The sequence below is a fragment of the Amycolatopsis panacis genome, assembly GCF_003600245.1.
Classification (GTDB): domain Bacteria; phylum Actinomycetota; class Actinomycetes; order Mycobacteriales; family Pseudonocardiaceae; genus Amycolatopsis; species Amycolatopsis sulphurea.
In genome coordinates this window covers 73,041-95,640 of record NZ_QZFV01000063.1, presented here as the reverse complement: position 1 = coordinate 95,640, position 22,600 = coordinate 73,041, and the positions used below count along the sequence as shown (strand labels likewise).

Here is a 22,600-nt window from a genome sequence, read left to right as displayed (position 1 = left end):
TCGCCCACACCGACCCCGTACTCTTTGTATGTGGCTCTGCACCTCTATGACACCGCGGCCCGTGCTCAGCGGGAGTTTTCTCCTGCCCACAGTGGAACGGCGTCCATCTACGTGTGTGGTGCCACGGTGCAAGGCGTCCCCCACATAGGGCACGTACGCGGCATGCTGAACTACGACGTGCTGCGCCGCTGGCTGCTCCACAGTGGACTGGACGTACTGCTGGTCCGCAACGTCACCGACATCGACGACAAGATCCTCGCCAAGGCCGCCGACGCGGGCCGTCCGTGGTGGGAGTGGGGTGCCACGCACGAGCGGGCGTTCGAGCAGGCGTACGCGGGCCTCGGCTGCCTGCCGCCGTCGGTAACCCCGCGTGCGACCGGGCACATGACCCAGATGGTTCAGCTGATGCAGCGGCTGATCGACAGCGGGCATGCCTACGCCGCAGACGGCGACGTCTACTTCTCCGTGAAGTCCTTCCCCGCGTACGGGCAGCTGTCCGGCCAGCAGCTCGACGAGGTGCAGCAGGGCGAGACGCCGACCCGGGGCAAGCGCGACTCGCGCGACTTCACGCTGTGGAAGAGCGCGAAGCCGGGCGAGCCGTCGTGGCCGACGCCGTGGGGTGACGGCAGGCCGGGCTGGCACCTGGAATGCTCGGCGATGGCGACGACCTATCTCGGCGCCGAGTTCGACATCCACGGCGGCGGCGTCGACCTGGTGTTCCCCCACCACGAGAACGAGCGCGCGCAGTCCAACGCGGCCGGCGACGGCTTCGCGCGGTACTGGCTGCACAACGCGTGGGTGACGATGTCCGGCGAGAAGATGTCGAAGTCGCTGGGCAACACCGTGTCGATTCCGGCGATGCTGGAGCGCTACCGGGCGCCGGAGCTGCGCTACTACCTTGTTCAGCCGCACTACCGGTCCACCGTCGAGTACTCCGACGGCGCGGTGGCCGAAGCGGCACAGGGTTACCGGCGGATCGAGGCGTTCCTGCGGCGCGCGGCCGCCGGGAGCGAGGTGCCGCTCGGCGCGGTGCCCTCGGAGTTCGCCGCCGCACTGGACGATGACCTGGCCACGCCCGCCGCGTTCGCCGTGGTGCACAACACCGTGCGAGACGGTAACGCCGCCTTCGACGGTGGCGACACCACGAAGGCGCTGGAGCTGGCGGGTGCGGTGCGCGGGATGACCGGCGTGCTCGGTCTCGACCCGCTGTCGGCCCGCTGGGCCGAGGGCGGCGGTTCCGACGCCCCGGTCCGCACCGCGCTGGGCCGGCTGGTGGAAGGCCTGCTGGCCGAGCGCCAGGAAGCCCGCGCGGCGAAGGACTTCGCCCGCGCGGACGCCGCCCGCGACCGCCTCACCGATGCGGGCGTCGCGGTCGAAGACACCCCGAACGGTCCGCAGTGGACGGTCAGGAACTCCTGACCTCCTTGCGGTGGCAGAGGATTGAGGACTGATGGCAGGCAACTCACAGCGCCGGGGTGCCGTTCGCAAGAGCGGCACGAAGAAGGGCGCCGTCGTCGGTTCCGGCGGGCAGCGGCGCAAGGCGCTCGAGGGCAAGGGCCCGACGCCGAAGGCCGAGGACCGGCCCGGCCACAAGGCCCACCGGGCGGCGAACGCGGCGCGGACGCGGGATCAGGCCCGGCAGAAGAAGGCCGACCGGCCGGAGCTGATCGCCGGCCGTAACCCGGTGGTCGAAGCGCTGCGTGCGGACGTGCCGGGTACCGCGCTGTACGTCGCGCTGAACATCGACATCGACGACCGCGTGAACGAGGCCGTGCGGCTCGCCGGGGACAAGGGCATCTCGATCCTGGAGATCCCCCGCGAAGAGCTGGACCGCAAGACGAACCGGGCCATGCACCAGGGCCTCGGCCTGCAGGTACCACCGTTCGAGTACGCGCATCCGGACGATCTGATGGAGACCGCGCGGGACTCCGGGAACACGCCGCTGTTCGTCGCCTTGGACGGGGTGACCGACCCGCGCAACCTGGGCGCGGTGATCCGCTCCGCCGCCGCCTTCGGCGCGCAGGGCGTGCTGCTGCCCGAACGCCGCAGCGCGGGGATGACCGCGGTGGCGTGGCGGACCAGCGCCGGTACCGCGGCGAAGCTGCCCATCGCGGTCGCGACGAACCTCACGCGCCAGCTGCGTGCGTGGGCGTCGGAGGGCTTGATGATCGTCGGCCTCGACGCAGACGGCACGGTGGACATCGACGGCCTCGATCTGGCTTCGGAGCCGCTGGTGATCGTGCTGGGCTCGGAGGGCCGCGGGCTGTCCCGGCTGGTCCGCGAGACCTGCGACGCGACCGTTTCGATCCCGATGGCCGCCGGTGTGGAGTCGCTGAACGCCTCCGTCGCCGCCGGCGTGCTGCTCGCCGAAGTGGCCCGCCGTCGTCGCGCGGCTGGGCGGGTTTGATCCTGCGCTGCTCGGTCCGGACGGGCCGAGCAGCGATGCGGTCTCGGCGGGGCCTGGTCACCCTCAGTGATTCGGAGTGTGATCCTTCGGGCATCGCCCCGCCGTGGCATCGACTCGGGCTAAGGTCTCCTCCGGAACCGAGGGGGTCCGTCACCGATGTCGTTCGTTTCGCCGCTGTTCCTGTGGTACTTCCTGCCCGCGGTACTGGTCGCGGTGCTGGTCTGCCCGCGCAGCTGGCGCAACGGCATCGTCGCGGTGGCGAGCCTGCTGTTCTACACGATCGGCGCCGGGCCGTACCTGTTCCTGCTGCTGCTCTGCATGACGGTGAACTTCTTCGCCGGGCCCGCGCTCGAACCCAGTCCGTGGGATCTGCGTGGCACCCGCCGCAAGCGGATCCTGATCGGCGTCATCACCCTCGACGTGCTGGTGCTCGTGATCTGGAAGTACGCCGGCTTCGCCACCCAGCAGATCGCGGCCGTCGCGCACTGGTTCGGCGGCGATGTCGGCGTGGCGAACATCGTGGTGCCGATCGGGATCTCGTTCTACACCTTCCACCACATTTCCTACGTAGTGGACATCTACCGCGGCGAACGGCGGGCGCTGCGCAACCCCGTGTCGTTCGCCGCCTACATCGCGATGTTCCCGCAGCTGGTGGCCGGCCCGATCGTGCGCTACCGGGAGATCGCCGACCAGCTGCCCCAGCACCGTTCCCACCGGCTCGACGACATCGCCGCCGGTTTCCCGCGATTCGCACTGGGACTGTGCAAGAAGGCGATCGTCGCCGACTCGCTCAGCCCGATGGTCGAGGCCTGCTTCGCCACCCCGTCCAGCCAGATGACGTTCGCGACCGCCTGGCTCGGCGCGATCGGGTACACCCTGCAGCTGTTCTTCGACTTCTCCGGCTACTCCGACATGGCGATCGGCCTAGGCCGCATGCTCGGCTTCCGGCTCCCGGAAAACTTCGCCCGCCCGTACTCGTCGGTGACCATCACCGAGTTCTGGCGCCGCTGGCACATGTCCCTGTCCCGCTGGTTCCGCGACTACGTCTACATCCCACTGGGCGGAAACCGCGCCGGCGCCGGCAAAACCTACCGAAACCTGTGCATCGTCTTCGTCCTGACCGGCTTCTGGCACGGCGCACAATGGACATTCCTGATCTGGGGCTGCTACCACGGCGCCCTCCTGGTACTCGAACGCCGCTTCAACGCCGGCGGCCCCCCAGCGAACCCGGCAGCCCGTATGGCCCGCCGCGCGGTCACCCTGATCCTCGTGGTGATCGGCTGGGTCTTCTTCCGCGCCACCGACCTGGGCCACGCTTTGGCCATGATCGGCCACATGCTGATCCCGGACTTCAACGGCCTCGGCGACGTCGTGGACAGTGCCCTGACGAACCAGCGCCTGGTCATCCTGCTCGCCGCACTCGCCGTGTTCGCCCTCCCCGCCAACCCGGTGACCGGCCCACTCCTCGAATCCTCCCGCAGCCGCGCGGCGACCGCGCTGCGCATCGGGGTGATGACGGCCGGGCTGGTCTATGCGGGGATTCTGGTGGCCACGGGGACGTTCAGCCCGTTCCTTTACTACCAGTTCTGAGTACATGCATATCGCGGATCGGCCCCCACCGCGACGTTCGCCAGCGCGGCCATGATCTCATAGAGTCCAGTTCGGCAGGCAGCCGACAACACGGAATCGCTGACGCGGCAACGCTTCGCCAGCAGGACGGTATTTGTCGAGTGGTGAGGATCTCTACTCCTGTGCGGTGTCGCGCATGACCGATGAGTATCAGGTTGTCGACGTGTCCAAGTGGCCGGTCGCGTCCATTGAACCTCGCGGTGACGAGCCGAAAACCTGGCTGGAGGAACCGGATTCACATCAGGAACCCCGCCGTTGGCTGTTCAAGCCCATCACCAGGCACGAGTGGGGCGATCAGGGCGAAGACTGGTCCGAGAAGATCTCCGCCGAAGTCGGGCGCCTCCTCGCCGTGCCCTGCGCTCGCGTCGAACTCGCCATGCACAAAGGCGAACGCGGCTTGATCTCCCTGGACCTTGCGCCAAGGCCGCTGCAGCTGTTCGCCGGAATGCTCCTTATGCCGGGCGTTGTACCGGGCTACCAAGTCGGAGCCGCCCGCGTTGACGGACGTCCCGGGCACAGCCTCTCGAACATTCGCCTGGCCCTCGCGGGATGCGCACCTCCGCCCGCGTCAGCCCTTCCTCCGACGTTCCACGCTTTCGACGTGTTCGTCGGATATCTGTTACTGGACGCACTCATCGCCAACCGCGACCGCCACGATGAGAACTGGGCTATCCTGCGACCGGCTGACCCGGTCCAACCCGACATGCTTTGCGGCGCCTACGACCACGCCAGCAGCCTGGGCTACAACCTCCGCGACGCAGACCGCGAGCAAAAGCTCCGCGGAGGCCGCGTCGTGCATTGGGTGAAACGCGGCACAGCGTGGCGGTTCGAGCACAGTACGCCACCTGGACCAGTCACGTTGGTTGCGCTCGCGGCCGAGGGGCTCAGGATGGCTGGTCCCGCCACCCGCGGCTACTGGATGGATCGCCTCCACAATGTTGACACCAACCTTCTAGTGAACGTCGTCTCGAGAATCCCTGGAATGTCGGACCCTGCGCGTACCTTTGCCATGGAGGTACTTCGGCTCAACCGGGAGAGGCTGCTCAATGAGTGTTGACTTCGTGTCGGCCGCTGACTCGCGGACGAGCACAACCCGAGACCCAGTCGTCCGCAGGATGGCGGTCGGTTGGCAGCATCCTGTGACCCGAGCCGTCGATGCCGTCGGGCTACTGGAGTTCGACGGCACCCGGCATCGATTTCGGTATCTCAGGCGCGCTTCACATGTCTCGGGCTTCCGGCCTTTCATCGGCTTCGCCCGGCTTGACAGTGTGTACGAGGCCGAGGCGCTGTTCCCACTGTTCGCACAGCGCGCCATGAGCCCGAGGCGACCTGACTACTCACAGTACCTACGTAGCCTTGATCTGGACGACACAGCGTCAACGTGGGAGCAGATCGCACGTACCGAGGGGCGGCTCGCCGGGGACACCATCCACCTGGTCCCCGAGCCATCCGTAGCTCCGGACGGCTCGACCACCGGCTGCTTCCTGGTCGCCGGCATACGCCATCGGATGCCTGATGAAGGCCGTCGAGACGCTGTCCTGGGCAGCCTGCAACCAGGTTCGAGACTCTTCCTCAGAGACGAGCCGGACAACCCGGTGAATCCACGCGCAATTTTGGTTCTCCAGCAGGACGAAATTGATCTCGGATGGGTTCCGAACATACTCGTCGAATATGTACACCAAGTCCGAAAATCGGGAGATTTCCGGATTCATGTTCGTCACATCAACGGTGCCGAAACACCCGTCCACATGCGACTGCTCGCAGAGTTGAGCGGAACAGCCGATCCCGGCTATCGGGCGTTTTCCGGCCCCGGCTGGGAGACTTACTGAGCAAGACGGGGCAGGAACCGCTCTTCAAAACCCGGTTCCACTCCGCAAGTTTCCATGTCCCCAGCAGATGAAATGACCGAAGACTGTCGAGACCTCCGCCACAGGCTTCTCGAAGGCATGAGCAACTTGGTCGAATTGAACGTTGCTAATCCGCGACAGTCTGAGGTGCCCCGTTCGGGATGGCGTTCCCCACCTCGCCCTCCAGCGGGGCGAGCAGGCGGAGGGCTTCCTGGAACGCATCGTTGGTGGCGGCGATGTGGTCGGCGACCTTGCTGCGCAGAGCCCGGACCTGAGCGTGGTTTTCCGTTGCTGCAGCCTGCTTCTGCAACGCGTCGGCGAGAGCGTTGTCCGCCTGGGATTTCTTGATGGCGATTTCTTCCGAGGCGCGGCGGTCGGCTTCGGCGCGGATGGCGGCGGCGTTGGCTTCGGCGGCGGCGGCGGTCTCAGCGCGTACGCGGGCGGCTTCCTCGTCGGCGTTCGCGCGGGCGAGTGCGGACGCTTCGTCGGCGGCGAAGCGAGCGTGTTCGGCTGCGGCATTGGCTTCCGTACGGGCTTCTTCCGCGGCTAAGTCCGCTTCGGCGCGGAGGCGGTACGCTGCCGCGTCTGCCTCGGCGCGGGCCTGGGCGGCTGCCTCGTCAGCTTGGGTACGGGCCGCGAAGGCGGCTTCGTCCGCTTCGGCGCGGGCACGGGTCGCGGCGGCGTCTGCCTCGGCGCGAGCTTTGTCGGCGGCTTGGGTGCGGGCCGTGATGTCCGCGTCTGCAGCCGCAGTGCGAGTGGCGATGTCCTCCTCGGCGGCGGCAGTCCGACTCGCAATTTCCGCATCGGCAGCCGCGGTACGGGTGGCGATGTCCTGATTCGCTGCCGCAATGCGGGATTCCAGGTCAGCCAGCCGGGCAGCGATGTTCTCGTCGGCTGCCGCGGTTCGACCCTCGATGTCCGCATTAGCCGCGGCGGTACGCGTCGCGATGTCCTCATCGGCAGCCGCGGTACGCGTGGCGATGTCCTGATTCGCTGCCGCAGTACGGGATTCCAGGTCGGCCAGACGAGCGGCGATGTCCTCTTCGGCGGCGGTCGTGCGGGCCTGCAGGTCCGCCTCGCGGGCGGAAAGGTCGGCCTTCGTCTCGGCGAGAAGGCGCTGCCGTTCGGATTCCGAGTCTTTGGCCGCTTTGTCCGAGGCGCGCTGGGTCTCGTGTGCGTAGCGGTCCGCTTCGGTGCGCGTTGATACCGCGTCGGCCTCGGCGGCGGCGCGCAGGTCGGCGATCTCCTCCTCGGCCAGCTGCATCATCAGGCGGACGCGTTCGGCCATCGCGCCGGCGCCCGCGGGGCTGGAGCTGACGCGGACCAGCGCCGATTTCGCCTCGGCCAGCTCGTGCTGCGCGGTGGTCAACGCCTTGGTCAGCTCGGCGACGGTGGCCATCGCCTCGTCGCGGTTGCGAGACGTCTGCTGCTGCTCACGGGTCAGTTCGATGATTCGCTCATCGACCTGCCGCTGGTTGTAGCCACGCATCGTGACGGCGAAGGAGGCGCTCTTCGCGGCGGGCTCGGACTTCTCGGGCGCGACCATCGGGACACCTTAATGACCTGGGCACCTTCTGCACGTACCGCCAAACGGCTGCATTACCAAACGCGAGACCCACCGTCACGCCCCGGCATCCCGATCAAGCAAGTCACCGCCGGGCAAGTCGGCAGGACCCGGCGGCCGCACGGCCGGGGAGGACGGCAGGCGCATCGTTCGGGTGACTCACTCGTGTGGGGTGCGCCTGGTCAGGGGAGCGCACCCGCCGCCGGGTGGCGGAGCGGAGATCATTGCGAGAGAGTTTCGCCGGCATCGAGCGAGCGCGACCGCTCCTGCGCAGGTGCGATACGGTTCCGCCGGAGCCGGAGGGAGGCCCGGTGGACGCGGTATTGGACGATCTCGCGCGGCACTGGCCGGTGTACGCCTCGATGCCGTTCGTGGCCGCGCTGATCGGTTACGTCACCAAGCGTGTGGCGATCGAGATGATGTTCCGGCCCCTCGAATTCGTCGGTCTCCGCCCGTTCTTCGGCTGGCAGGGCGTGGTGCCCAAGCACGGCGGCCGGATGGCGGCGATCGCCACGGATCTGCTCACCTCGAATCTGCTGGACATCAAAGAGGTCTTCGCCCGCGTCGATCCCGCGCTGGTCACCCGGGAGCTGGAACAGCCGCTGCTGCGCGTCGTGGACGGCATCGCCCGCGACGTGCTCCGGCAGCATCACCCGCGACTGTGGGAAATGCTGCCCGCACTCGCCCAGGAAATGCTGATCAAGCAGATCCAGGCGAGTACCCCGCAGCTGGTGCGGGAATTCCTCGACGAGATCCGCGATCGCCTCGACGAAGTGCTCGACGTCCGGCACATGACCGTCGAACGGCTCACCCGCGATCGGGCGCTGCTGGTCCGGCTGATCCGCGAAACCTCCCGGCCGGAGATGACGTTCATCGCGCGCGCGGGCATCTTCTTCGGCTTCGGGCTGGGGCTGGTGCAGGCGGTGGTGTGGGCGTTCACGCGCGAACCGCTGGTGCTGCCGATCTTCGGCGGCGCGATCGGACTGTTCACCGACTGGCTGGCGATCAAGATGATCTTCCTCCCGCGCGAGCCGGTGCGGGTGGGCCGGGTGATCCTGCAGGGCAAGTTCCAGCGCCGACGCGCGGAGGTCGCCCGCCAGTACGGCGAGATGATCGCCAACGAAGTGCTGACCGTGCCGAATCTGCTCGACGCACTGCTGCGCGGCCCCAAGTCGGACCGGCTGGTGAGCCTGGTCGAACGCGCTGTCGGGCACGCGGTGGACACACAGGTGAGCGTGGCCCGGCCGGTGGTCACTCTGGCTGTCGGCACACAGCGTCTGCAGGAGATGAAGCACGACGCCGCGCAGCGGGCGCTGGCCGAGCTGCCGCTGACCGTCCGGCACGCCGAGGGCTACCTGACCGAGGCCATGGACGTGGCGAAGCTGGTGGAACAGCGGATGCTCGCGCTCACCCCGCTGGAGTTCGAGGGACTGCTGCGCCCGGCGTTCCGGCAGGACGAGTGGAAGCTGATCGCGGTCGGCGGAGTGATCGGGTTCCTGGTCGGCGAGCTGCAGGTGCTGCTCATGCTTGGCTGAGTTTCGGTGTTCCCCGCACCGGGCGCATCCGACGTGGCTAACGTGAACCCGTGTCCGAACCACCCCAGCTGCCCGCCGTGCACGAGTCGTACCTGCCTCGCGAGCACGCGCTGCACCGTCCCCGGCACGGCAAGCGTCAGCTCGTCGCGCTGGTCAGCGCGTTGCTGTTCTTCACGACGCCGACCCTGCTGTGGGTGTTCGGGATGCGCCCCGGCGAGATCGAGAACCACAAGCTGGCCGGGTTCCCAAGCCTCGGCGCCGGCTTCGGGTTCTTCACCGACCTGCCGAAGTGGGCGACGGACCAGCTGTCCTTCCGGGCGGGCGCGATCGACGCCGCGGGTGCGGTCAGCCGGGGGGTGTTCGGCGAAGAGCCCCCGCTGGACCAGGGATCGGCGGCGAACTCCGGGCCGATCCCCGCGCCGCCGCTGCAGCAGCCCAGCGCACCGAAGTCCGGTCCGGCCGGTCCCACGCTGCCCACGACTACCCAGGCCGGGTTCCGCAATGTAGTGCAGGGGCTGGACGGCTGGCTCTACTACGGCTACGACGCCGAGTCCAAGTGCGCGCCGGCCCAGGACATCGACACGACCATGAAGCGGATCGAGCAACTGCGTCAGGCGGTGGAAGCCTCCGGCCGGAAGTTCGTGTTCGCGGTGACGCCCGACAAGTCGACGATGGTGCCCCAGTTCCTGCCCGACAGCTACCCGGGCAAGGACTGCTCGCAGGCCGCCGCGCCGAACGACTGGTACAAGATCATCACCGAAGGCCACTCGCTCGATCTGCGCCCGGCGCTGGCCGCCTCGGCCGCGCGGATCGGCAAGCCGATCTACGCGCCGAACGACACGCACTGGCGGGACGAGGGCGGGCTGGTCCTCGCCCGCGCACTGGCCGACCAGCTGCGGCCGGGCATCTCGAACAGCTGGCAGTCCGCCCCGTCCGGCCAGTACGACGCGGTCGCCGACCTGCCGCTGCTGCTCGGTAAATCCGGCCAGTTCAAGACGAACCAGATGTACACCCTGCGCCCGGACGGCGTGACGGATCGGGCGTCGGAGTTCCTCGCCAACATCGACACCCCGGTGCAGCGCACGGCCCCGCCACTGGCGGGCACCATCAACCAGCGCACGCTCATCTACGGGGACTCGTTCAGCCTGGCTTCCTCGCGCTACCTCGACGCGGCCTTCACGAACGTGACCTACCTGGCGTACTCGACGGACAAGACCACCCAGGCGCAGGCCGTGGACCAGTTCGTGAACTCCGAGGTGGTCGTGCTGCAAGCGGTGGAGCGCAACGTGTCCGGCGGGCTCGTGCCGTTCACCGACGAAGGGTTCATCCAGAGCGTGCAGACGGCGCTGGCCCAGCACCCGGTCCGCTGAGCGCGGCGGGTCAGCCGGCCGGGGCCGGAGCGGTCTCGACAGTGTCGCGCGGGCTGCGCACACCGCGGCTGCGGTCGCGCGCCCAGGCGATCACGCGGCAGACCAGGTAGATCAGGAACGAAATCGCCGTGACGAAGGCGCTCACGGGTTTGCCGGGGGCGAGCGACAGCACAATGCCGCCCAGCGCGGCGACTTCGGCGAAGACGACCGAGAGCACCGTCGCGCGCAAGGGGCTCGCCGTCACGCGCGCGGCCGCCGCGGCGGGCGTGACCATCAGCGCGACCACCAGCAGCGAGCCCACGATCTGCACGCTCAGCGCCGTCGAAACGCCCACCAGGAGCGCGAAAAGCACCGTCAGCAGGTTCACCGGCACGCCGCGTGCTTCGGCCACCGGGCGGTCCACACTCGCGAACAGCAGCGGCCGGTAGATGCAGGCGAGCACCGCGAGCACCGCCACCGCGGAGATCACCAGCGACGTCAGGTTGGTGTTGTCCACCGTGATGATCTGTCCGGTGAGGATGCCGAACTTGTTGCCCGACCGTCCTTTGTAGAACGACAGCAGCAGGACGCCCATGCCGAGCCCGAACGACAGGATCACGCCGATCACCGAATCGCGGTCGGCGTCGCGGGTGCCGAGGATGCCGAGCAGCAGCGCCGCGGCCACCGCTCCGGCCAGCGCGCCGTACTCCACGCCGACGCCGAGCAGCAGCGCGCCGGCCGCACCGGTGAACGCCAGCTCCGAGGTGCCGTGCACGGCGAAGGACATCCGGCGCATCACGATCAGCGGGCCGAGGATCCCGGCGACGAGCCCGAGGACCGCGGCGGCCACCAGCGCGGTCTGCACGCTGGGAAGCGCGGTGATCAGGTCCCAGGTCTTGGCGAAGTCGAACATGCCGTCCAAGGCTCAGCTCACTGCTTCCTGCTCGTGGTGGTGCGGTTCGTCCTCGCACAGCGCGCTTTGCGCCCCGGCGATGTGGATCTGGCCGCCGACGTACAGCACCTCGACGCGCGTGCCGTACAGCTGCGACAGCGTGTCCGAGGTCATCACCTCGTCCGGCTTGCCGATCCGGAACTGACCGTTGACCAGGTACAGCACCCGGTCGACGAACTGCAGGATCGGATTGATCTCGTGCGTCACGAAAAGCACGCCCGTCCCGGCTTCGCGGCGGCGCGCGTCGATCAGCTCGCTCACGGCGCGCTGATGCGCGATGTCCAGCGACAGCAACGGTTCGTCGCACAGCAGCACCGACGGGTCACCCACGAGCGCCTGCGCCACCCGCAGCCGCTGCTGCTCGCCACCGGACAACCGCCCGACAGGCTGCTTCGCGTACCGCGTACCGCCGACGGCTTCGATCGCTTCGGCGACACGGCGCTTCCGGGCGCGGATTCCGGCGAAGCCGATGCCCCAGCAGTGTCCGTCCAGCCCGAGGCCCACCAGGTCGGATCCGCGCAGCGTCAGCGAATCGTCGATCGCGCGCTGCTGCGGGATGTACCCGACCGCGCGGTTTGCGCCGCCCGGACGCCCGCCCGCGATCTCGACCGTGCCCTCGGACAGCCGCTGCACGCCGAGCAACGCCTTCAGCAGGCTGCTCTTCCCTGATCCGTTCGGCCCGAGCACGGCGAGGAACTCCCCAGGCTCGACGTCGAGATCCAGCCCGGACCAAAGGGTGCGCGTACCGAACGCCAGCCCGGCACCGCGGATGCGTACCGCGGGCCGGGCCTCGGGAAGCGACGCGGACATCAGCTGTTCAGCGCCGCGGACAGCGAGTCCACTTCCTTGGTCATCCAGTCAATGTAGCCCTTGACACCGGCGGGGAGCGTCTCGGCCACATCGACCACCGGCACGCCGGCGGCCTTCGCGTCGCCGACCACCTGCTTGGTCAGCGGGGTGGTCGTCTGCACGTTGTTCATCAGCGCCTTGACCTGCTTGGCCTTGATCAGCTGGGTGAACTGGGCGACCGCGTCCGCGGGCACGTCCGTCTCGTTCTCCACCGCGTCGGAGAACGCCTTCGGCGTGGCGTCCTCAAGCTTCGCGCTCCGCAGCAGGTAGTGCGCGACCGGCTCGGTGACCACGACCTTGCTGCCCGGATGCGCGGCGCCCACTCCGCCCGCCTTCTTGATCAGGCCTTCGAGCTGCCCCTTGAAGTTCTTGGCGTTGTCGTCGAAGGTCTGCTTCGCGCTCGGCGCGATCTCGCCGAGTGCGGCGGCGACCTGGTCGGCGACCTTCTCCACGCCCGGCAGGTCGTACCAGACGTGCTCGTTCTCGTCGCCGGTCGCGGCGATGTCGTAGGCGACCAGTTTCTTCGCGCTCGTCGCCTCGCCGGTGAGCTTGGTGAAGAACTCGTCGTAGCCGCCACCGTTGGCCAGCGTGAGCTTGGCGTCCTTGGCCGCGAGGGCGTCGTCGGCGGTGGACTCGTAGGAGTGCGGGTCGGCGGACGGGTCGTGAATGATCGAGGTGACCTTCACCTTGTCGCCACCGACCGCGGTGACCACGCTGCCCCACACGTCGGTGGCGGCGACCACCTTCACCTGCTCCCCCGCTTCGGCGGCGGAATCCTCGGACGAGGTGCCGGAGCACGCGCCCAGCGCGAGTACGGAAAGAGCAGCGGTCGCGGCGAGCGCCGTTCTGGTGCGGCGGGAAGTCATCGGGGCACTCCTGATCGCAGAAAAATGATCATGGGAATCGCTAATGGAAACCGTTGTCACATTCAGCTTACCCCATCCGAATGACCGCAGTCGCTCCACCAGGTGGCCGTACCTCCGGTGATCACCCAGCGGATCGAGACGCTCACCACAGGGGTGTTGCTTCAGGAAACCGATCTGAACCGTTACGGTTCGCGGATGGGCCGACCTATACGCACCCGGAGGCAGGCGACACTGGCGTCGCTGGCGGCGGAGCTCGGGGTGTCCAGGACCACGGTGTCCAACGCCTACAACCGCCCGGATCAGCTGTCTCCCGAGCTGCGCAGGCGCGTGCTCGAAACGGCCCGGCGGCTCGGTTATCCCGGCCCGGACCCGGTCGCCCGCTCGCTGCGCACCCGCAAGGCCGGCGCGGTCGGGCTGCTGCTGACCGAGAACCTGTCCTACGCCTTCCGCGACCCGGCCGCCGTCGGCGTGCTCGAAGGACTCGCGCTGGCCTGCGAAGACGCCGGCGTAGGGCTGCACCTGGTGCCCGCCAGCCCTGGCCGGGAGGATCTCGCCGCAGTGCACCGCGCCGGAGTGGACGGCTTCGTCGTCTACTCCGTGCCGGACGACGATCCGCATCTGGCCGCCGTGCTGGAACGGCCGGTGCCCACGGTGATCATCGACCAGCCGCGGATCGAGGGCATCGATCGGGTCGGCCCGGACGACGCCACCGCCGTCACCCAGCTGGCCGACCACCTGATCGCACTCGGTCACCGGCAGATCGGCGTGCTCTGCATGCGGCTGGCCCGCGAACGCAACGACGACTTCGTCAACGCGGAACGGCAGAGCAGCGCGCACTTCCACGTCCAGCGCACCCGGCTGGAGGCGCTGGCCGCCGCGTTCTCCGGCGCGGGCGTGGACTGGGCGAGCGTGCCGGTGGTCGAGCGCTTCGACCACACGGTGGACGATGGGGCGTCCGCGGCCCGCCAGCTGCTCGACGCGTATCCGCAGGTCACCGCCCTGGTCTGCACCTCGGACATCCTCGCGCTCGGCGCGCTGGCCGAGGCCGAACGCCGTGGCCTGCGCGTACCGCTAGACCTCACCGTCACCGGCTTCGACGGCATCTCCGAGGCCGAGCGGTCCGGCCTGACCACGGTGCACCAGCCGGTACTGGAGAAAGGCAAGGTAGCCGGCCGGCTCCTGCTCAGCTCCTCCGAGCGGGTCGGCCCGAAGGTGATCACGCTGCCCACCGAACTGCGCGTGGGCCGCACCTCCGCTCCGCCACGCACGATCGACGAACCCTGGTTCGGCGGCTGACCCCCGCGTCTGACGTCTGTGAAGGTGCCCTTCACGGACCCAAAGGCCAGGGTTCCGGCAAAGTCGGTGTAGAGGTCCGTGAAGGGACCCTTCACGGACTCTGGGTCTGTGAAGGTTCCCTTCACAGACCCGAAACCGGTCCGGCGCACGCTACGAGGTGGTCGCACACACCTCCGCATCGCCCACTGCCGGGTCCCCGACCAACTTTGCCGACACCCTGGACGCTGAGGCTGTGAAGGGTCCCTTCACAGCATCCCGTGATTTCCGGCCCACCGCATTGTGCCGAAGGGCCTGGGCGGGTTCCATGGGATGAACCGCCCGCGTAGCAGCGGGGAAGCGTGGCCGAAGGGTGACCATGACCTCCATCGACGTGCTGCTCAAGCGCAACCAGGAAATCGGCGACATCGTGCCCGGCGACCGGTCCTCGCCGCGGCCTTCCATGCACATCGCGATCCTGACCTGCATGGACGCCCGGATCCGGGTGTTCGAGATCTTCGGCCTGCTCCAAGGCGAGGCACATGTGCTGCGCAACGGCGGTGGCGTGGTCACCGACGACATGATCCGGTCGCTCACGCTCAGCCAGCGCAAGCTCGGCACCCGTGAGGTACTGATCGTGCAGCACACCGAGTGCGGGCTGTCGATGGTGACCGACGAGGAGTTCAAGGACGAACTGGAGACCGCCACCGGCCTGCGCCCGACCTGGGCGGTCGAGGCGTTCCGGAAGGTCGAGGACAGCGTGCGCACCTCGGTCGAACGGGTCCGGCGCAGCGCGTACCTCCCGCACACCGAGAACGTGCGCGGGTTCGTCTACGACGTCAAGGCGGGGAGCCTGACCGAAGTGGCCTGAGGCGGGTCGGCTTCAATGTCGGGGTGGCTGTGGACACCGACGTACTGATCGACTGGTTCTCCGAGGTCGGCCGCGACCTGCCGTGGCGCGAGCCGGAGTGTTCGGCGTGGGGCGTGCTGGTCAGCGAAATCATGCTGCAGCAGACGCCGGTCGCCCGCGTGCAGCCGATCTGGCTGGAATGGCTGGCGCGGTGGCCGGTGCCTTCGGCGCTCGCCGCGGAGACCACCGGCGAGGTGGTGCGCGCCTGGGGCAAGCTCGGCTACCCCCGGCGCGCGCTGCGGCTGCACGCGGCGGCCACCGTGATCGCAGCCGAGCACGGCGACGTCGTACCGTCCGATGTGGACACCCTGCTCACGTTGCCGGGTATCGGCGCGTACAGCGCGCGGGCCGTCGCCGCTTTCGCCTACGGCAAGCGGGCGCCGGTGGTGGACACGAACGTGCGGCGGGTCGTCGCGCGGGCCGTGCACGGTGCGGGCGACGCTGGTCCGGCGTCGAACACCCGCGACATGGCCGACGTCGACGCGTTGCTGCCGGCCGAGGACGCCCCAGCCGCGAAGCTGTCCGCGGCGTTGATGGAGCTGGGCGCGTTGGTCTGCACGGCGCGTTCGCCTCGGTGCGCGGACTGCCCGATCCACGCCGATTGCGCGTGGCAGCACAACGGCCGTCCCGAGTACAGCGGCCCGGCCAAGCCGGTGCAGAAGTTCGCCGGCACCGACCGTCAGGTCCGCGGACTGCTGCTGGATGTGTTGCGCGGCAGCGAAGGCCCGGTCGAGAAGGCGCGGCTGGATCTGGTGTGGCACGAGGCGGGCCAGCGCGATCGCTGTCTCGATTCGCTGCTGGTCGACGGTCTGCTGGAACAGACCGGCAACGGCCTGTTCGCCCTTCCCGGGGAACACTGACGAGTTACTCCTAAAGTCGGCAAAAAGTTGTCATGATCTTGCCGCGGGGTTAGCTTTCCTCCGTCGTATTCCGGTGAAGGAGTTCGCATGGGGGAGACAACGCGTCGGACCGCGCTGAAGAGCGGGTTCACGGTCACCGCGGCCGGAGCGCTCGGGCTCGCCACGGCGGGCCGGGCAGCCGCGGCCGCGGCTCCCGTCATCCACCCGACGAGCGAGTGGAAGGCCCGTGCCGCGACCGGCGCGATCGTGGTGGAGAACCACAAGCCGACCTACCTCGTCGTGCACCACACGGTCGATCCCGGCAACAACACCGACTACTCGCTCGCGCACGCGTTGCAGATCTCGCGTGACATCCAGAACCTCCACATGGACACCCGCGGCTGGATCGACACCGGGCAGCAGTTCACGAACAGCCGCGGCGGGTACGTGACCGAGGGCCGGCACCGCAGCCTGGAGGTCCTGCGCGGCGGCACCAAGCATGTGCAGGGCGCGAACGTGGCCAACCACAACAGTGCATGCCTCGGCGTCGAGAACGAAGGCATTTACAGCAAAGTCGACGTACCGGTGGCGCTCTGGAATTCGCTGGTCAAGCTGCTCGCCTACATCGCGAGCCAGTACCACATCACGCCCGACTTCATCAAAGGCCACCGCGACTTCAACTCCACCGAATGCTGCGGCCAAGTCCTCTACGACCGGCTGCCGGAGCTGCGCGAAGCCGTCGGACAGCAGCTCGGGATCGCCCCGAGCCGGGCCGACGTCCCGGAGTGGCCGCTGCTCAAGCCGGGCGACGCCGGCCCCAAGGTGGCCACCGCGCAGCGTTTCCTGCGCGCAGCCGGTTTCCCGGTACCGACCGACGGAGTATTCGGCACGGCGACCACGCAGGCGGTCGCGGCGCTAGCGGCCGAACACGGCCTGTCCCGTGACAGCTGCACGGCCGCACGGGCCGCCGATGAGTCCGGCTTCCTGGGCTCGGACGTCTGGCCGCTGATCGCGCCGACAGGCCGCTCGGCCGCGGCGTGGCGCAGGGAGCTGGCCCGCTGAGGCGTCACAGGCCGGACAGGAATGCTTCCACCGCACCACGGTAGGTCTCCGGCGCTTCAGCGTGCGGCAGATGCGCCGAACCGGGCACGACGAAGTGCTGCGCGTCGGGCACCCGGGCCGCGATCTCGGCCTGCTGCCCCGGCGGCATCGCGGTGTGCTCGCCCTCGATCACCAGCAGCGGACAGCGAATCCGGGACACCACGGGCCAATAGTCGCGACGGCCCCATTCCGCGGCGATCTCGTAAAGATCGGGCAAATCGGCGATCAGGTGATAGCCGTCTTCGCGCTCTTCCACACATTCGACGAAGTAATCGCCCGCCGCACCGAAGAACTCGCGGACGTGGGCGAGCGATTCAAACGGCACCGGCCAGCTCTCGAAATACCCGCGCCAGGTCTCCACCGTGCGACCGCGCTGATCCGGCGCGAAGTCCTCGCTGACCACCGCGCGCACCAGCTCCGGGTGCTCGGCCGCGGCCGACCAGGCGTGCAGCCCGCCCATCGAATGCCCGATCAGCACTGACGGCCCCAGCTCGGCCAGCACCTCGGCGATGTCCGCCGTGAACTGCTCGGTGGCCCACGGCCCGGTGCGCGGCGCCCGGCCGTGCCCACGCGCGTCGAGACCGTGCACGGTGCCGTACCGCTTGAGCCACTGCGCGACCGGCCACCAGGTGCGGGCGCGGCCCATCAGCCCGTGCAGCACCAGGATCGACACGCCGGTGCCGCGGTCGCCGCCGAAGTCGATCAGGCCTGGTCGCACTGGTCCTCCCGGGGTTGCTCAGGTTCACGCGTTCCCCGGAGACCCTAGGCTGAGTCTCATGCTCAGCCGCCGACCCGCTGTCCTCGTCCTCACCGGCGTGCTGGCACTGTCCGCGTGCAGTACGGACGACCCGCCGCCGCTGCACCCTGTTCCCGGGGCGAGCGGAGCGGGCGATCCGTACTACCCGGACGACGGCAACGGCGGCTACAACGCCCTCGACTACCACGTGGACGTCAGCTACGACCCGCCGAGCGGCCGGCTCGACGGGGACACCACCGTCACGTCGAAGGCCACTCAGGACCTCAGCAGCTACAACCTGGACCTGCGCGGACTCGACGTGGCGTCGGTCGAAGTGGAGGGGAAACCGGCGAAGTTCAGCCGGCAGAAAGAACACGAGCTGGTGATCACCCCAGCCGATCCGCTGCGCTCCGGCACGGAATTCCGCACGCGGGTGCGTTATTCCGGCATGCCGGAGAAAACCCCGCATTCCGGTGTCGGCGACAACGGGTGGAGCCGGTCCGCGGACGGCGGCGCCTATCAGGTGGGCGAGCCGCATTCCGCGTCGTTCTGGTATCCGGTCAACGAAACCCCGCGCGACAAGGCGACCTTCACGCTCACCGCGCACGTGCCTTCGGGCTGGACGGTGCTCTCGAACGGCCGTGAGCAGGGCAGCGGCACCAAGGACGGGAAGACCACCACGACCTGGCAAGAACCGAATCCGGTGGCCAGCTACCTGACCACGATCGCGATCGGCAAGTTCACGGTGGAACGGGCCACGCTGCCAAACGGCACGCCGGTGGTGTCCGGATACGCGCCCGGCGCGGAGTCCCGTGAAGCGACCGGTGCCCGGCTGCCGGAGATCCTTTCGTTCCTGGAAAGCAAATTCGGCCCATACCCGCAGAGCGCCGCAGGCGGCATCTACCTCGACGAGGACATCCACTTCTCGCTGGAGACGCAGACCCGCCCGACGTACGCGAAGTGGGCGGAAGTGCCCACAGTGGTGCATGAGAACGCACACCAGTGGTTCGGCGACTCGGTGACCCTCGACTCGTGGTCCGACATCTGCCTGAACGAGTGCTTCGCCTCCTACGCGCAATGGCTGTGGGCCGAACGCGAGGGCAACGACCTCGACCAGCAGTACCGCACGGCCGTGGAGATCACCAGGAACAGCGCGGATTTCTGGGCCCGCAAGCTGGTCGGCATGGGTGCCGGGCACGAGTTCGAGGCGGTGTACGACAAGGGCATCCTCGCCATGCACGCGCTGCGCCGGGAGCTGGGCGAAGCGGCCTTCTCGAAGCTGATGCACGAATGGCCCGCCGAGCACCGCACCGGCAACGCGACCTGGGCGGATTTCGAGCAGCTCGTGGCCCGGCTGGCCGGCCACGACATGCGCGGCTTCCTCACCGACTGGTTCCACGGCACGAAACTGCCCACCGACGCCGACCTCTACCCGGGCGCGCTGCGCCACTGACCCGGGCGCCCGGCGTCAGTAGGCTGGGGGCATGGCAGTGGTGAAGATCAACGCAATCGAGGTTCCCGAAGGCGCCGGCCCCGAGCTGGAGAAGCGGTTCGCCGCCCGGCTGCACGCGGTGGACCAGCAGGCCGGGTTCCTGGGCTTCGAGCTGCTCCGGCCGGTGTCCGGCGACCAGCGCTACTTCGTCTACACGAAGTGGGAGTCCGAGGAGCACTACCAGGCCTGGGCCAAGGGGCCGTCGCGCGAGGCACACGCGGGCGAGCGTAAGAACCCGGTCGCCAGCGGGGCGAGCCTGCTGGAGTTCGAGGTCGTGCAAGAGTCCAAGCCGGGTGAGTGACGAACTCGCCCGCGCGGCCGAGCTGATCCACGGGGCCGGCGCACTGCTCGTGTGCGCCGGCCCCGGGATGGGCGTGGACTCCGGACTGCCCGATTTCCGCGGCGACGAGGGGTTCTGGCGGGCCTATCCGTCCTACGCGGGGCTCGGCCTGCGGTTCGAGGAGCTGGCCGACCCCCGGCATTTCGCCGAGGATCCCGAGCTGGCCTGGGGTTTCTACGGGCATCGGTTGGCGCTCTACCAGGCCACCGTGCCGCATGCCGGATTCGGCCTGCTGCTCGAATGGGGACGTGCGAAACCCGGCGGCGTGCGCGTGTTCACGTCCAATGTGGACGGACAGTTCCAGGCGGCCGGATTTCCGTTCGTGGCGGAGGCGCATGGCTCGATCCACCACCTGCAGTGCCTGGCGGGCTGCACCCGGGAGATCTGGCCCGCCGACGAGGTCGTGGTGGATCTGGACGAGCCGACCATGCGGGCGCGCCCGCCGCTGCCTGCGTGTCCCCGCTGCGGGGACCTGGCCCGGCCGAACATTCTGATGTTCGGCGACTACGACTGGGTCCGGGACCGCAGCCAGGCGCAGCTGGACGAGCTGACCGCCTGGCGGCGCGAGCACCGTGACCTGGTGGTGGTCGAGCTGGGCGCCGGACAGGCAGTGCCGACCGTCCGCCGTTACGCCGAGCTGGCCAGCGCGGCGAACGGCGCGCTGATCCGGATTGCTAATCCGACCAAAAGTAGGCCGACCCCCACCCGGCACGTAACCGTTGCTACGAAGCCATCAGGCCGTGACTGTGGTCGGATTAGCAATGATCGGCACAGTAACCCGCGCGAACCGCAGGTCCGCCACGGCCGCGGTGTCTCCATCCCGGCGGGTGCGCTGGAGACCTTGTCGCGGCTGGCCTGAGCCGTCACGGCAGCTGAACCTCGGCGTACACCGCACGATGGTCGGTGCCCACAACGTCGAGCGCTCGGTAGTCGCGCACGGCGACGCGGCGATCGACCAGCACGTGGTCGAGTGTCGCGAACGGGATCGCGGTGTTCGGCCAGGTCGGATCGAGGCCATCGCCGACGCTCGCCGCCGCGTCCACGTACCCGCGCGAGAGCACGGTGCCCAACGCGGCGTGATCGAGGGTCGCGTTGAAGTCGCCGGCCAGCACGCGTAGCCCGTGCTCCCCGATTGCCCGGGACAGGTCCCGCAACTCCTGCTCCCAGCCGTCGAACCCGACGTCCGGCGAACGCGGATGCACCGCGATGACCTCCAGCTTGGCGCCGCCGAGGTCGGCCTCCGCGCCGGGCTGCTTGGCCGAGGAATCCCCGGCGTAGTTCTGCTCGGTGAGCGGGAACCGCGAAACGATGCCGGAGCCGTTCGCGCCGTTCGCCGGGTGCAGCACGCGGTAGGGCAGGTCCTTGAAAAGCCCGGCCTTCTCCAGCCCGGACACCGCGGCCGGGGTCAGCTCCAGCAGGTTCAGCACGTCCACCCGGTTGTCCCGGACCAGCTGCAGCACCGTCGCGGGGTCCACTCGACCGAGGTAGAGGTTCGCGGCGAGCACCCGCACCGTGCGGCCGTGAGCGTTCGGCTGATCGTCGGACAGCACCCTCGGCACCACGAACGCCACGAGCAGCACCGCCAGCGCCAGCGCCACCCCGCCGATCCACCAGCGACGCAGCAGCAGCGCAAGCGCGCCCAGTATCGCTCCGTAGACCACCAGGTACGGCGTGAGCGAGAGCAGTGCGGTCAGGTACCAGCCACCGCCGTCGTAGCCGACCGTGCGCAGCATTGCGACCGTCAGCAGGGGCAGCCCTGCGAGCAGCAGCAGAGCTGTGACCACCCGGTTGCGCGGCTTGGCCTCCATCACCATGTGCCTGAGTATGCCGTCCCGATCAGTACCGCTGCCGGGGCCTGACAGGCGCTGTCAGCAAGCTGTGCGTGGCCTGCCAGGTCAGGAGGGCAAGGTCGCTGGTGCCGTCCCGAAGGAGAAACGAATGTCACACGCGATCCGGGCCGAGGGCCTAAGCGGTTCGGGGAGACGAAAGCGCTGGACGGGGTGGACCTGGAGGTACCGTTCGGCCACGTGGTGGGGATGCTCGGGCCGAACGGCGCGGGCAAGACGACCGCGGTCCACATCCTGGCCACCCTGCTGAAACCGGATGCCGGGCACGCCACGGTCGGCGGATACGACGTGGTGCGCGACCCGGTTCGGGTCCGCAGCCAGATCGGGCTCACCGGCCAGTACGCCTCGGTCGACGAGGACCTCAACGGCACCGAGAACCTGGTGCTGCTCGGCAGGCTGCTGGGACTCACCCGGCCGGACGCGGGCCCGTGCGAAGGAGCTGCTGGCACGGTTCAAGCTGACGGACGCGGCCAAACGGCCCATCCGCACCTATTCCGGGGGCATGCGCCGCCAGCTTTACCTGGCCGCGAGCCTAGTCGGTCGTCCCGCGGTGCTCTACCTGGACGAGCCGACCACCGGGCTGGATCCGCACGCCCGCAACGAGGTGTGGGCCGTGGTGCGCGGGCTGGTCGCGGACGGCGCGACCGTGCTGCTGACCACTCAGTACCTCGAAGAGGCCGATCAGCTGGCCGACCGGATCACCGTGTTCGACCACGGGCCGTAGTCGCCGACGGCCGGGCCGACGAGCTGAAGCGGCTCGTCGGCGGCCAGACCGTACAAGTGCGCCCGACGCGTGCGGACGATCTCGACACCGTCGCCCGCATCCTTGGGGAACTCACCGGCGTCACGCCCGCCCACTACAGCGGCAGCGGACTGCTCACCGCACCAGTGCCGGATCCGGTCCTGCTGTCCACTTTGGTCCGGAAACTGGACGAGGCGGGCATCACTTCCGACGAGCTGGCCCTGCGCCTGCCCAGCCTCGACGAGGTTTTCCTGGCACTGACCGGGCATACCGTCAAGGAGTCCACTTCGGACCGAGCGCTCGAAGGGAGCCTCCGATGACCG

Annotated in this window: 20 protein-coding genes and 1 pseudogene; 15 read left to right on the top strand and 6 right to left on the bottom strand. The window is 68.8% G+C overall.

Features of this window, described 5'->3' with window-relative positions:
- Positions 1 to 30: 30 nt before the first annotated feature.
- The 5 genes from cysS to D5S19_RS31605 all read left to right on the top strand — a co-directional run bounded on the left by cysS (position 31) and on the right by D5S19_RS31605 (position 5,865).
- Positions 31 to 1,419 carry a cysteine--tRNA ligase gene (gene cysS, locus D5S19_RS06455; RefSeq protein ID WP_120022396.1) on the top strand — a complete coding sequence of 463 codons (1,389 nt, stop codon included), beginning with the start codon at positions 31 to 33 and terminating at the stop codon, positions 1,417 to 1,419.
- Between the two features lie 31 nt (positions 1,420 to 1,450).
- Positions 1,451 to 2,407: a 23S rRNA (guanosine(2251)-2'-O)-methyltransferase RlmB gene (rlmB, locus tag D5S19_RS06450; RefSeq protein WP_098512874.1), complete on the top strand. Its 957-nt coding sequence runs from the start codon at positions 1,451 to 1,453 to the stop codon at positions 2,405 to 2,407.
- 156 nt (positions 2,408 to 2,563) lie between these two features.
- Positions 2,564 to 3,997, top strand: a complete 1,434-nt coding sequence (locus D5S19_RS06445; RefSeq protein ID WP_120022395.1) for an MBOAT family O-acyltransferase — start codon at positions 2,564 to 2,566, stop codon at positions 3,995 to 3,997.
- Between the two features lie 175 nt (positions 3,998 to 4,172).
- Positions 4,173 to 5,093, top strand: coding sequence for a hypothetical protein (locus D5S19_RS06440; protein WP_120022394.1), 921 nt, complete (start codon positions 4,173 to 4,175; stop codon positions 5,091 to 5,093).
- Between the two features lie 82 nt (positions 5,094 to 5,175).
- The gene (locus tag D5S19_RS31605; RefSeq protein WP_147397348.1) at positions 5,176 to 5,865 is read left to right on the top strand and encodes a hypothetical protein; all 690 of its coding nucleotides are present in this window, start codon (positions 5,176 to 5,178) and stop codon (positions 5,863 to 5,865) included.
- A 145-nt stretch (positions 5,866 to 6,010) separates the two neighbouring features.
- Here the strand turns inward: D5S19_RS31605 and D5S19_RS06430 are convergent, their stop codons facing one another.
- Positions 6,011 to 7,429, bottom strand: a complete 1,419-nt coding sequence (locus D5S19_RS06430; RefSeq protein WP_199730377.1) for a coiled-coil domain-containing protein — start codon at positions 7,427 to 7,429, stop codon at positions 6,011 to 6,013.
- A gap of 329 nt (positions 7,430 to 7,758) precedes the next feature.
- Between D5S19_RS06430 and D5S19_RS06425 the strand changes: the two genes are divergently transcribed.
- Together D5S19_RS06425 and D5S19_RS06420 are read left to right on the top strand one after the other, a co-directional pair.
- Positions 7,759 to 8,982 (top strand): DUF445 domain-containing protein, encoded by a 1,224-nt coding sequence (locus D5S19_RS06425; RefSeq protein WP_120022392.1) that lies wholly within the window; start codon positions 7,759 to 7,761, stop codon positions 8,980 to 8,982.
- Positions 8,983 to 9,032: 50 nt separating this feature from the next.
- Positions 9,033 to 10,352: an alginate O-acetyltransferase AlgX-related protein gene (locus D5S19_RS06420; RefSeq protein ID WP_120022391.1), complete on the top strand. Its 1,320-nt coding sequence runs from the start codon at positions 9,033 to 9,035 to the stop codon at positions 10,350 to 10,352.
- A gap of 10 nt (positions 10,353 to 10,362) precedes the next feature.
- Here the strand turns inward: D5S19_RS06420 and D5S19_RS06415 are convergent, their stop codons facing one another.
- Genes D5S19_RS06415 through D5S19_RS06405 form a run of 3 tightly spaced genes read right to left on the bottom strand, consistent with a single transcriptional unit; the run spans position 10,363 to position 12,998 of the window.
- The gene (locus D5S19_RS06415) at positions 10,363 to 11,253 is read right to left on the bottom strand and encodes a metal ABC transporter permease (protein WP_120022390.1); all 891 of its coding nucleotides are present in this window, start codon (positions 11,251 to 11,253) and stop codon (positions 10,363 to 10,365) included.
- 3 nt (positions 11,254 to 11,256) lie between these two features.
- Complete coding sequence (locus D5S19_RS06410; protein WP_120022389.1) at positions 11,257 to 12,093, bottom strand: metal ABC transporter ATP-binding protein; 837 nt, start codon at positions 12,091 to 12,093, stop codon at positions 11,257 to 11,259.
- Positions 12,093 to 12,998, bottom strand: coding sequence for a metal ABC transporter solute-binding protein, Zn/Mn family (locus D5S19_RS06405; RefSeq protein ID WP_120022388.1), 906 nt, complete (start codon positions 12,996 to 12,998; stop codon positions 12,093 to 12,095). The genes D5S19_RS06410 and D5S19_RS06405 overlap by 1 nt, the downstream gene beginning before the upstream one ends.
- A 195-nt stretch (positions 12,999 to 13,193) precedes the next feature.
- Here D5S19_RS06405 and D5S19_RS06400 point away from each other — a divergent pair, with 195 nt between their 5' ends.
- The 4 genes from D5S19_RS06400 (at position 13,194) to D5S19_RS06385 (ending at position 17,081) form a co-directional block, all read left to right on the top strand.
- Positions 13,194 to 14,294 carry a LacI family DNA-binding transcriptional regulator gene (locus tag D5S19_RS06400; protein WP_120022413.1) on the top strand — a complete coding sequence of 367 codons (1,101 nt, stop codon included), beginning with the start codon at positions 13,194 to 13,196 and terminating at the stop codon, positions 14,292 to 14,294.
- 355 nt (positions 14,295 to 14,649) lie between these two features.
- On the top strand, positions 14,650 to 15,141 hold the full coding sequence (locus D5S19_RS06395) for a beta-class carbonic anhydrase (RefSeq protein ID WP_120022387.1): 492 nt from the start codon (positions 14,650 to 14,652) through the stop codon (positions 15,139 to 15,141).
- A gap of 23 nt (positions 15,142 to 15,164) precedes the next feature.
- Positions 15,165 to 16,040: an HhH-GPD family protein gene (locus D5S19_RS06390; protein ID WP_120022386.1), complete on the top strand. Its 876-nt coding sequence runs from the start codon at positions 15,165 to 15,167 to the stop codon at positions 16,038 to 16,040.
- 87 nt (positions 16,041 to 16,127) lie between these two features.
- Complete coding sequence (locus D5S19_RS06385) at positions 16,128 to 17,081, top strand: peptidoglycan recognition protein family protein (protein ID WP_120022385.1); 954 nt, start codon at positions 16,128 to 16,130, stop codon at positions 17,079 to 17,081.
- Between the two features lie 4 nt (positions 17,082 to 17,085).
- On the opposite strand, the gene D5S19_RS06380 is transcribed toward D5S19_RS06385, so the two are convergent.
- Positions 17,086 to 17,838 (bottom strand): alpha/beta fold hydrolase, encoded by a 753-nt coding sequence (locus D5S19_RS06380; RefSeq protein ID WP_407641720.1) that lies wholly within the window; start codon positions 17,836 to 17,838, stop codon positions 17,086 to 17,088.
- Between the two features lie 58 nt (positions 17,839 to 17,896).
- On the opposite strand from D5S19_RS06380, the gene D5S19_RS06375 reads away from it, so the two are divergent.
- The 3 genes from D5S19_RS06375 to D5S19_RS06365 are packed head-to-tail and all read left to right on the top strand — an operon-like array spanning position 17,897 to position 20,547.
- Positions 17,897 to 19,309 carry a M1 family metallopeptidase gene (locus D5S19_RS06375; RefSeq protein WP_120022384.1) on the top strand — a complete coding sequence of 471 codons (1,413 nt, stop codon included), beginning with the start codon at positions 17,897 to 17,899 and terminating at the stop codon, positions 19,307 to 19,309.
- A 31-nt stretch (positions 19,310 to 19,340) separates the two neighbouring features.
- Positions 19,341 to 19,649 carry an antibiotic biosynthesis monooxygenase family protein gene (locus tag D5S19_RS06370; RefSeq protein WP_120022383.1) on the top strand — a complete coding sequence of 103 codons (309 nt, stop codon included), beginning with the start codon at positions 19,341 to 19,343 and terminating at the stop codon, positions 19,647 to 19,649.
- The gene (locus D5S19_RS06365) at positions 19,642 to 20,547 is read left to right on the top strand and encodes an SIR2 family NAD-dependent protein deacylase (protein WP_120022382.1); all 906 of its coding nucleotides are present in this window, start codon (positions 19,642 to 19,644) and stop codon (positions 20,545 to 20,547) included. The genes D5S19_RS06370 and D5S19_RS06365 overlap by 8 nt, the downstream gene beginning before the upstream one ends.
- Positions 20,548 to 20,551: 4 nt before the next feature.
- Here D5S19_RS06365 and D5S19_RS06360 read toward each other — a convergent pair whose 3' ends face one another.
- The gene (locus tag D5S19_RS06360) at positions 20,552 to 21,502 is read right to left on the bottom strand and encodes an endonuclease/exonuclease/phosphatase family protein (RefSeq protein ID WP_120022381.1); all 951 of its coding nucleotides are present in this window, start codon (positions 21,500 to 21,502) and stop codon (positions 20,552 to 20,554) included.
- A 124-nt stretch (positions 21,503 to 21,626) separates the two neighbouring features.
- On the opposite strand from D5S19_RS06360, the pseudogene D5S19_RS06355 reads away from it, so the two are divergent.
- Positions 21,627 to 22,597 (top strand): annotated as a pseudogene (locus tag D5S19_RS06355) (ATP-binding cassette domain-containing protein).
- Positions 22,598 to 22,600: the final 3 nt, after the last annotated feature.

Bases quoted from the DNA above. Each gene is read 5' to 3' on its own strand.
- D5S19_RS06385 (WP_120022385.1), top strand. From the start codon at position 16,128: ATGGGGGAGACAACGCGTCGGACCGCGCTGAAGAGCGGGTTCACGGTC.
- D5S19_RS06410 (WP_120022389.1), bottom strand. From the start codon at position 12,093: ATGTCCGCGTCGCTTCCCGAGGCCCGGCCCGCGGTACGCATCCGCGGT.
- D5S19_RS06430 (WP_199730377.1), bottom strand. From the start codon at position 7,429: ATGGTCGCGCCCGAGAAGTCCGAGCCCGCCGCGAAGAGCGCCTCCTTC.
- D5S19_RS06440 (WP_120022394.1), top strand. From the start codon at position 4,173: ATGACCGATGAGTATCAGGTTGTCGACGTGTCCAAGTGGCCGGTCGCG.
- D5S19_RS06360 (WP_120022381.1), bottom strand. From the start codon at position 21,502: ATGGTGATGGAGGCCAAGCCGCGCAACCGGGTGGTCACAGCTCTGCTG.
- D5S19_RS06445 (WP_120022395.1), top strand. From the start codon at position 2,564: ATGTCGTTCGTTTCGCCGCTGTTCCTGTGGTACTTCCTGCCCGCGGTA.
- D5S19_RS06395 (WP_120022387.1), top strand. From the start codon at position 14,650: ATGACCTCCATCGACGTGCTGCTCAAGCGCAACCAGGAAATCGGCGAC.
- rlmB (WP_098512874.1), top strand. From the start codon at position 1,451: ATGGCAGGCAACTCACAGCGCCGGGGTGCCGTTCGCAAGAGCGGCACG.
- D5S19_RS06370 (WP_120022383.1), top strand. From the start codon at position 19,341: ATGGCAGTGGTGAAGATCAACGCAATCGAGGTTCCCGAAGGCGCCGGC.
- D5S19_RS06405 (WP_120022388.1), bottom strand. From the start codon at position 12,998: ATGACTTCCCGCCGCACCAGAACGGCGCTCGCCGCGACCGCTGCTCTT.
- D5S19_RS06400 (WP_120022413.1), top strand. From the start codon at position 13,194: ATGGGCCGACCTATACGCACCCGGAGGCAGGCGACACTGGCGTCGCTG.
- D5S19_RS06375 (WP_120022384.1), top strand. From the start codon at position 17,897: ATGCTCAGCCGCCGACCCGCTGTCCTCGTCCTCACCGGCGTGCTGGCA.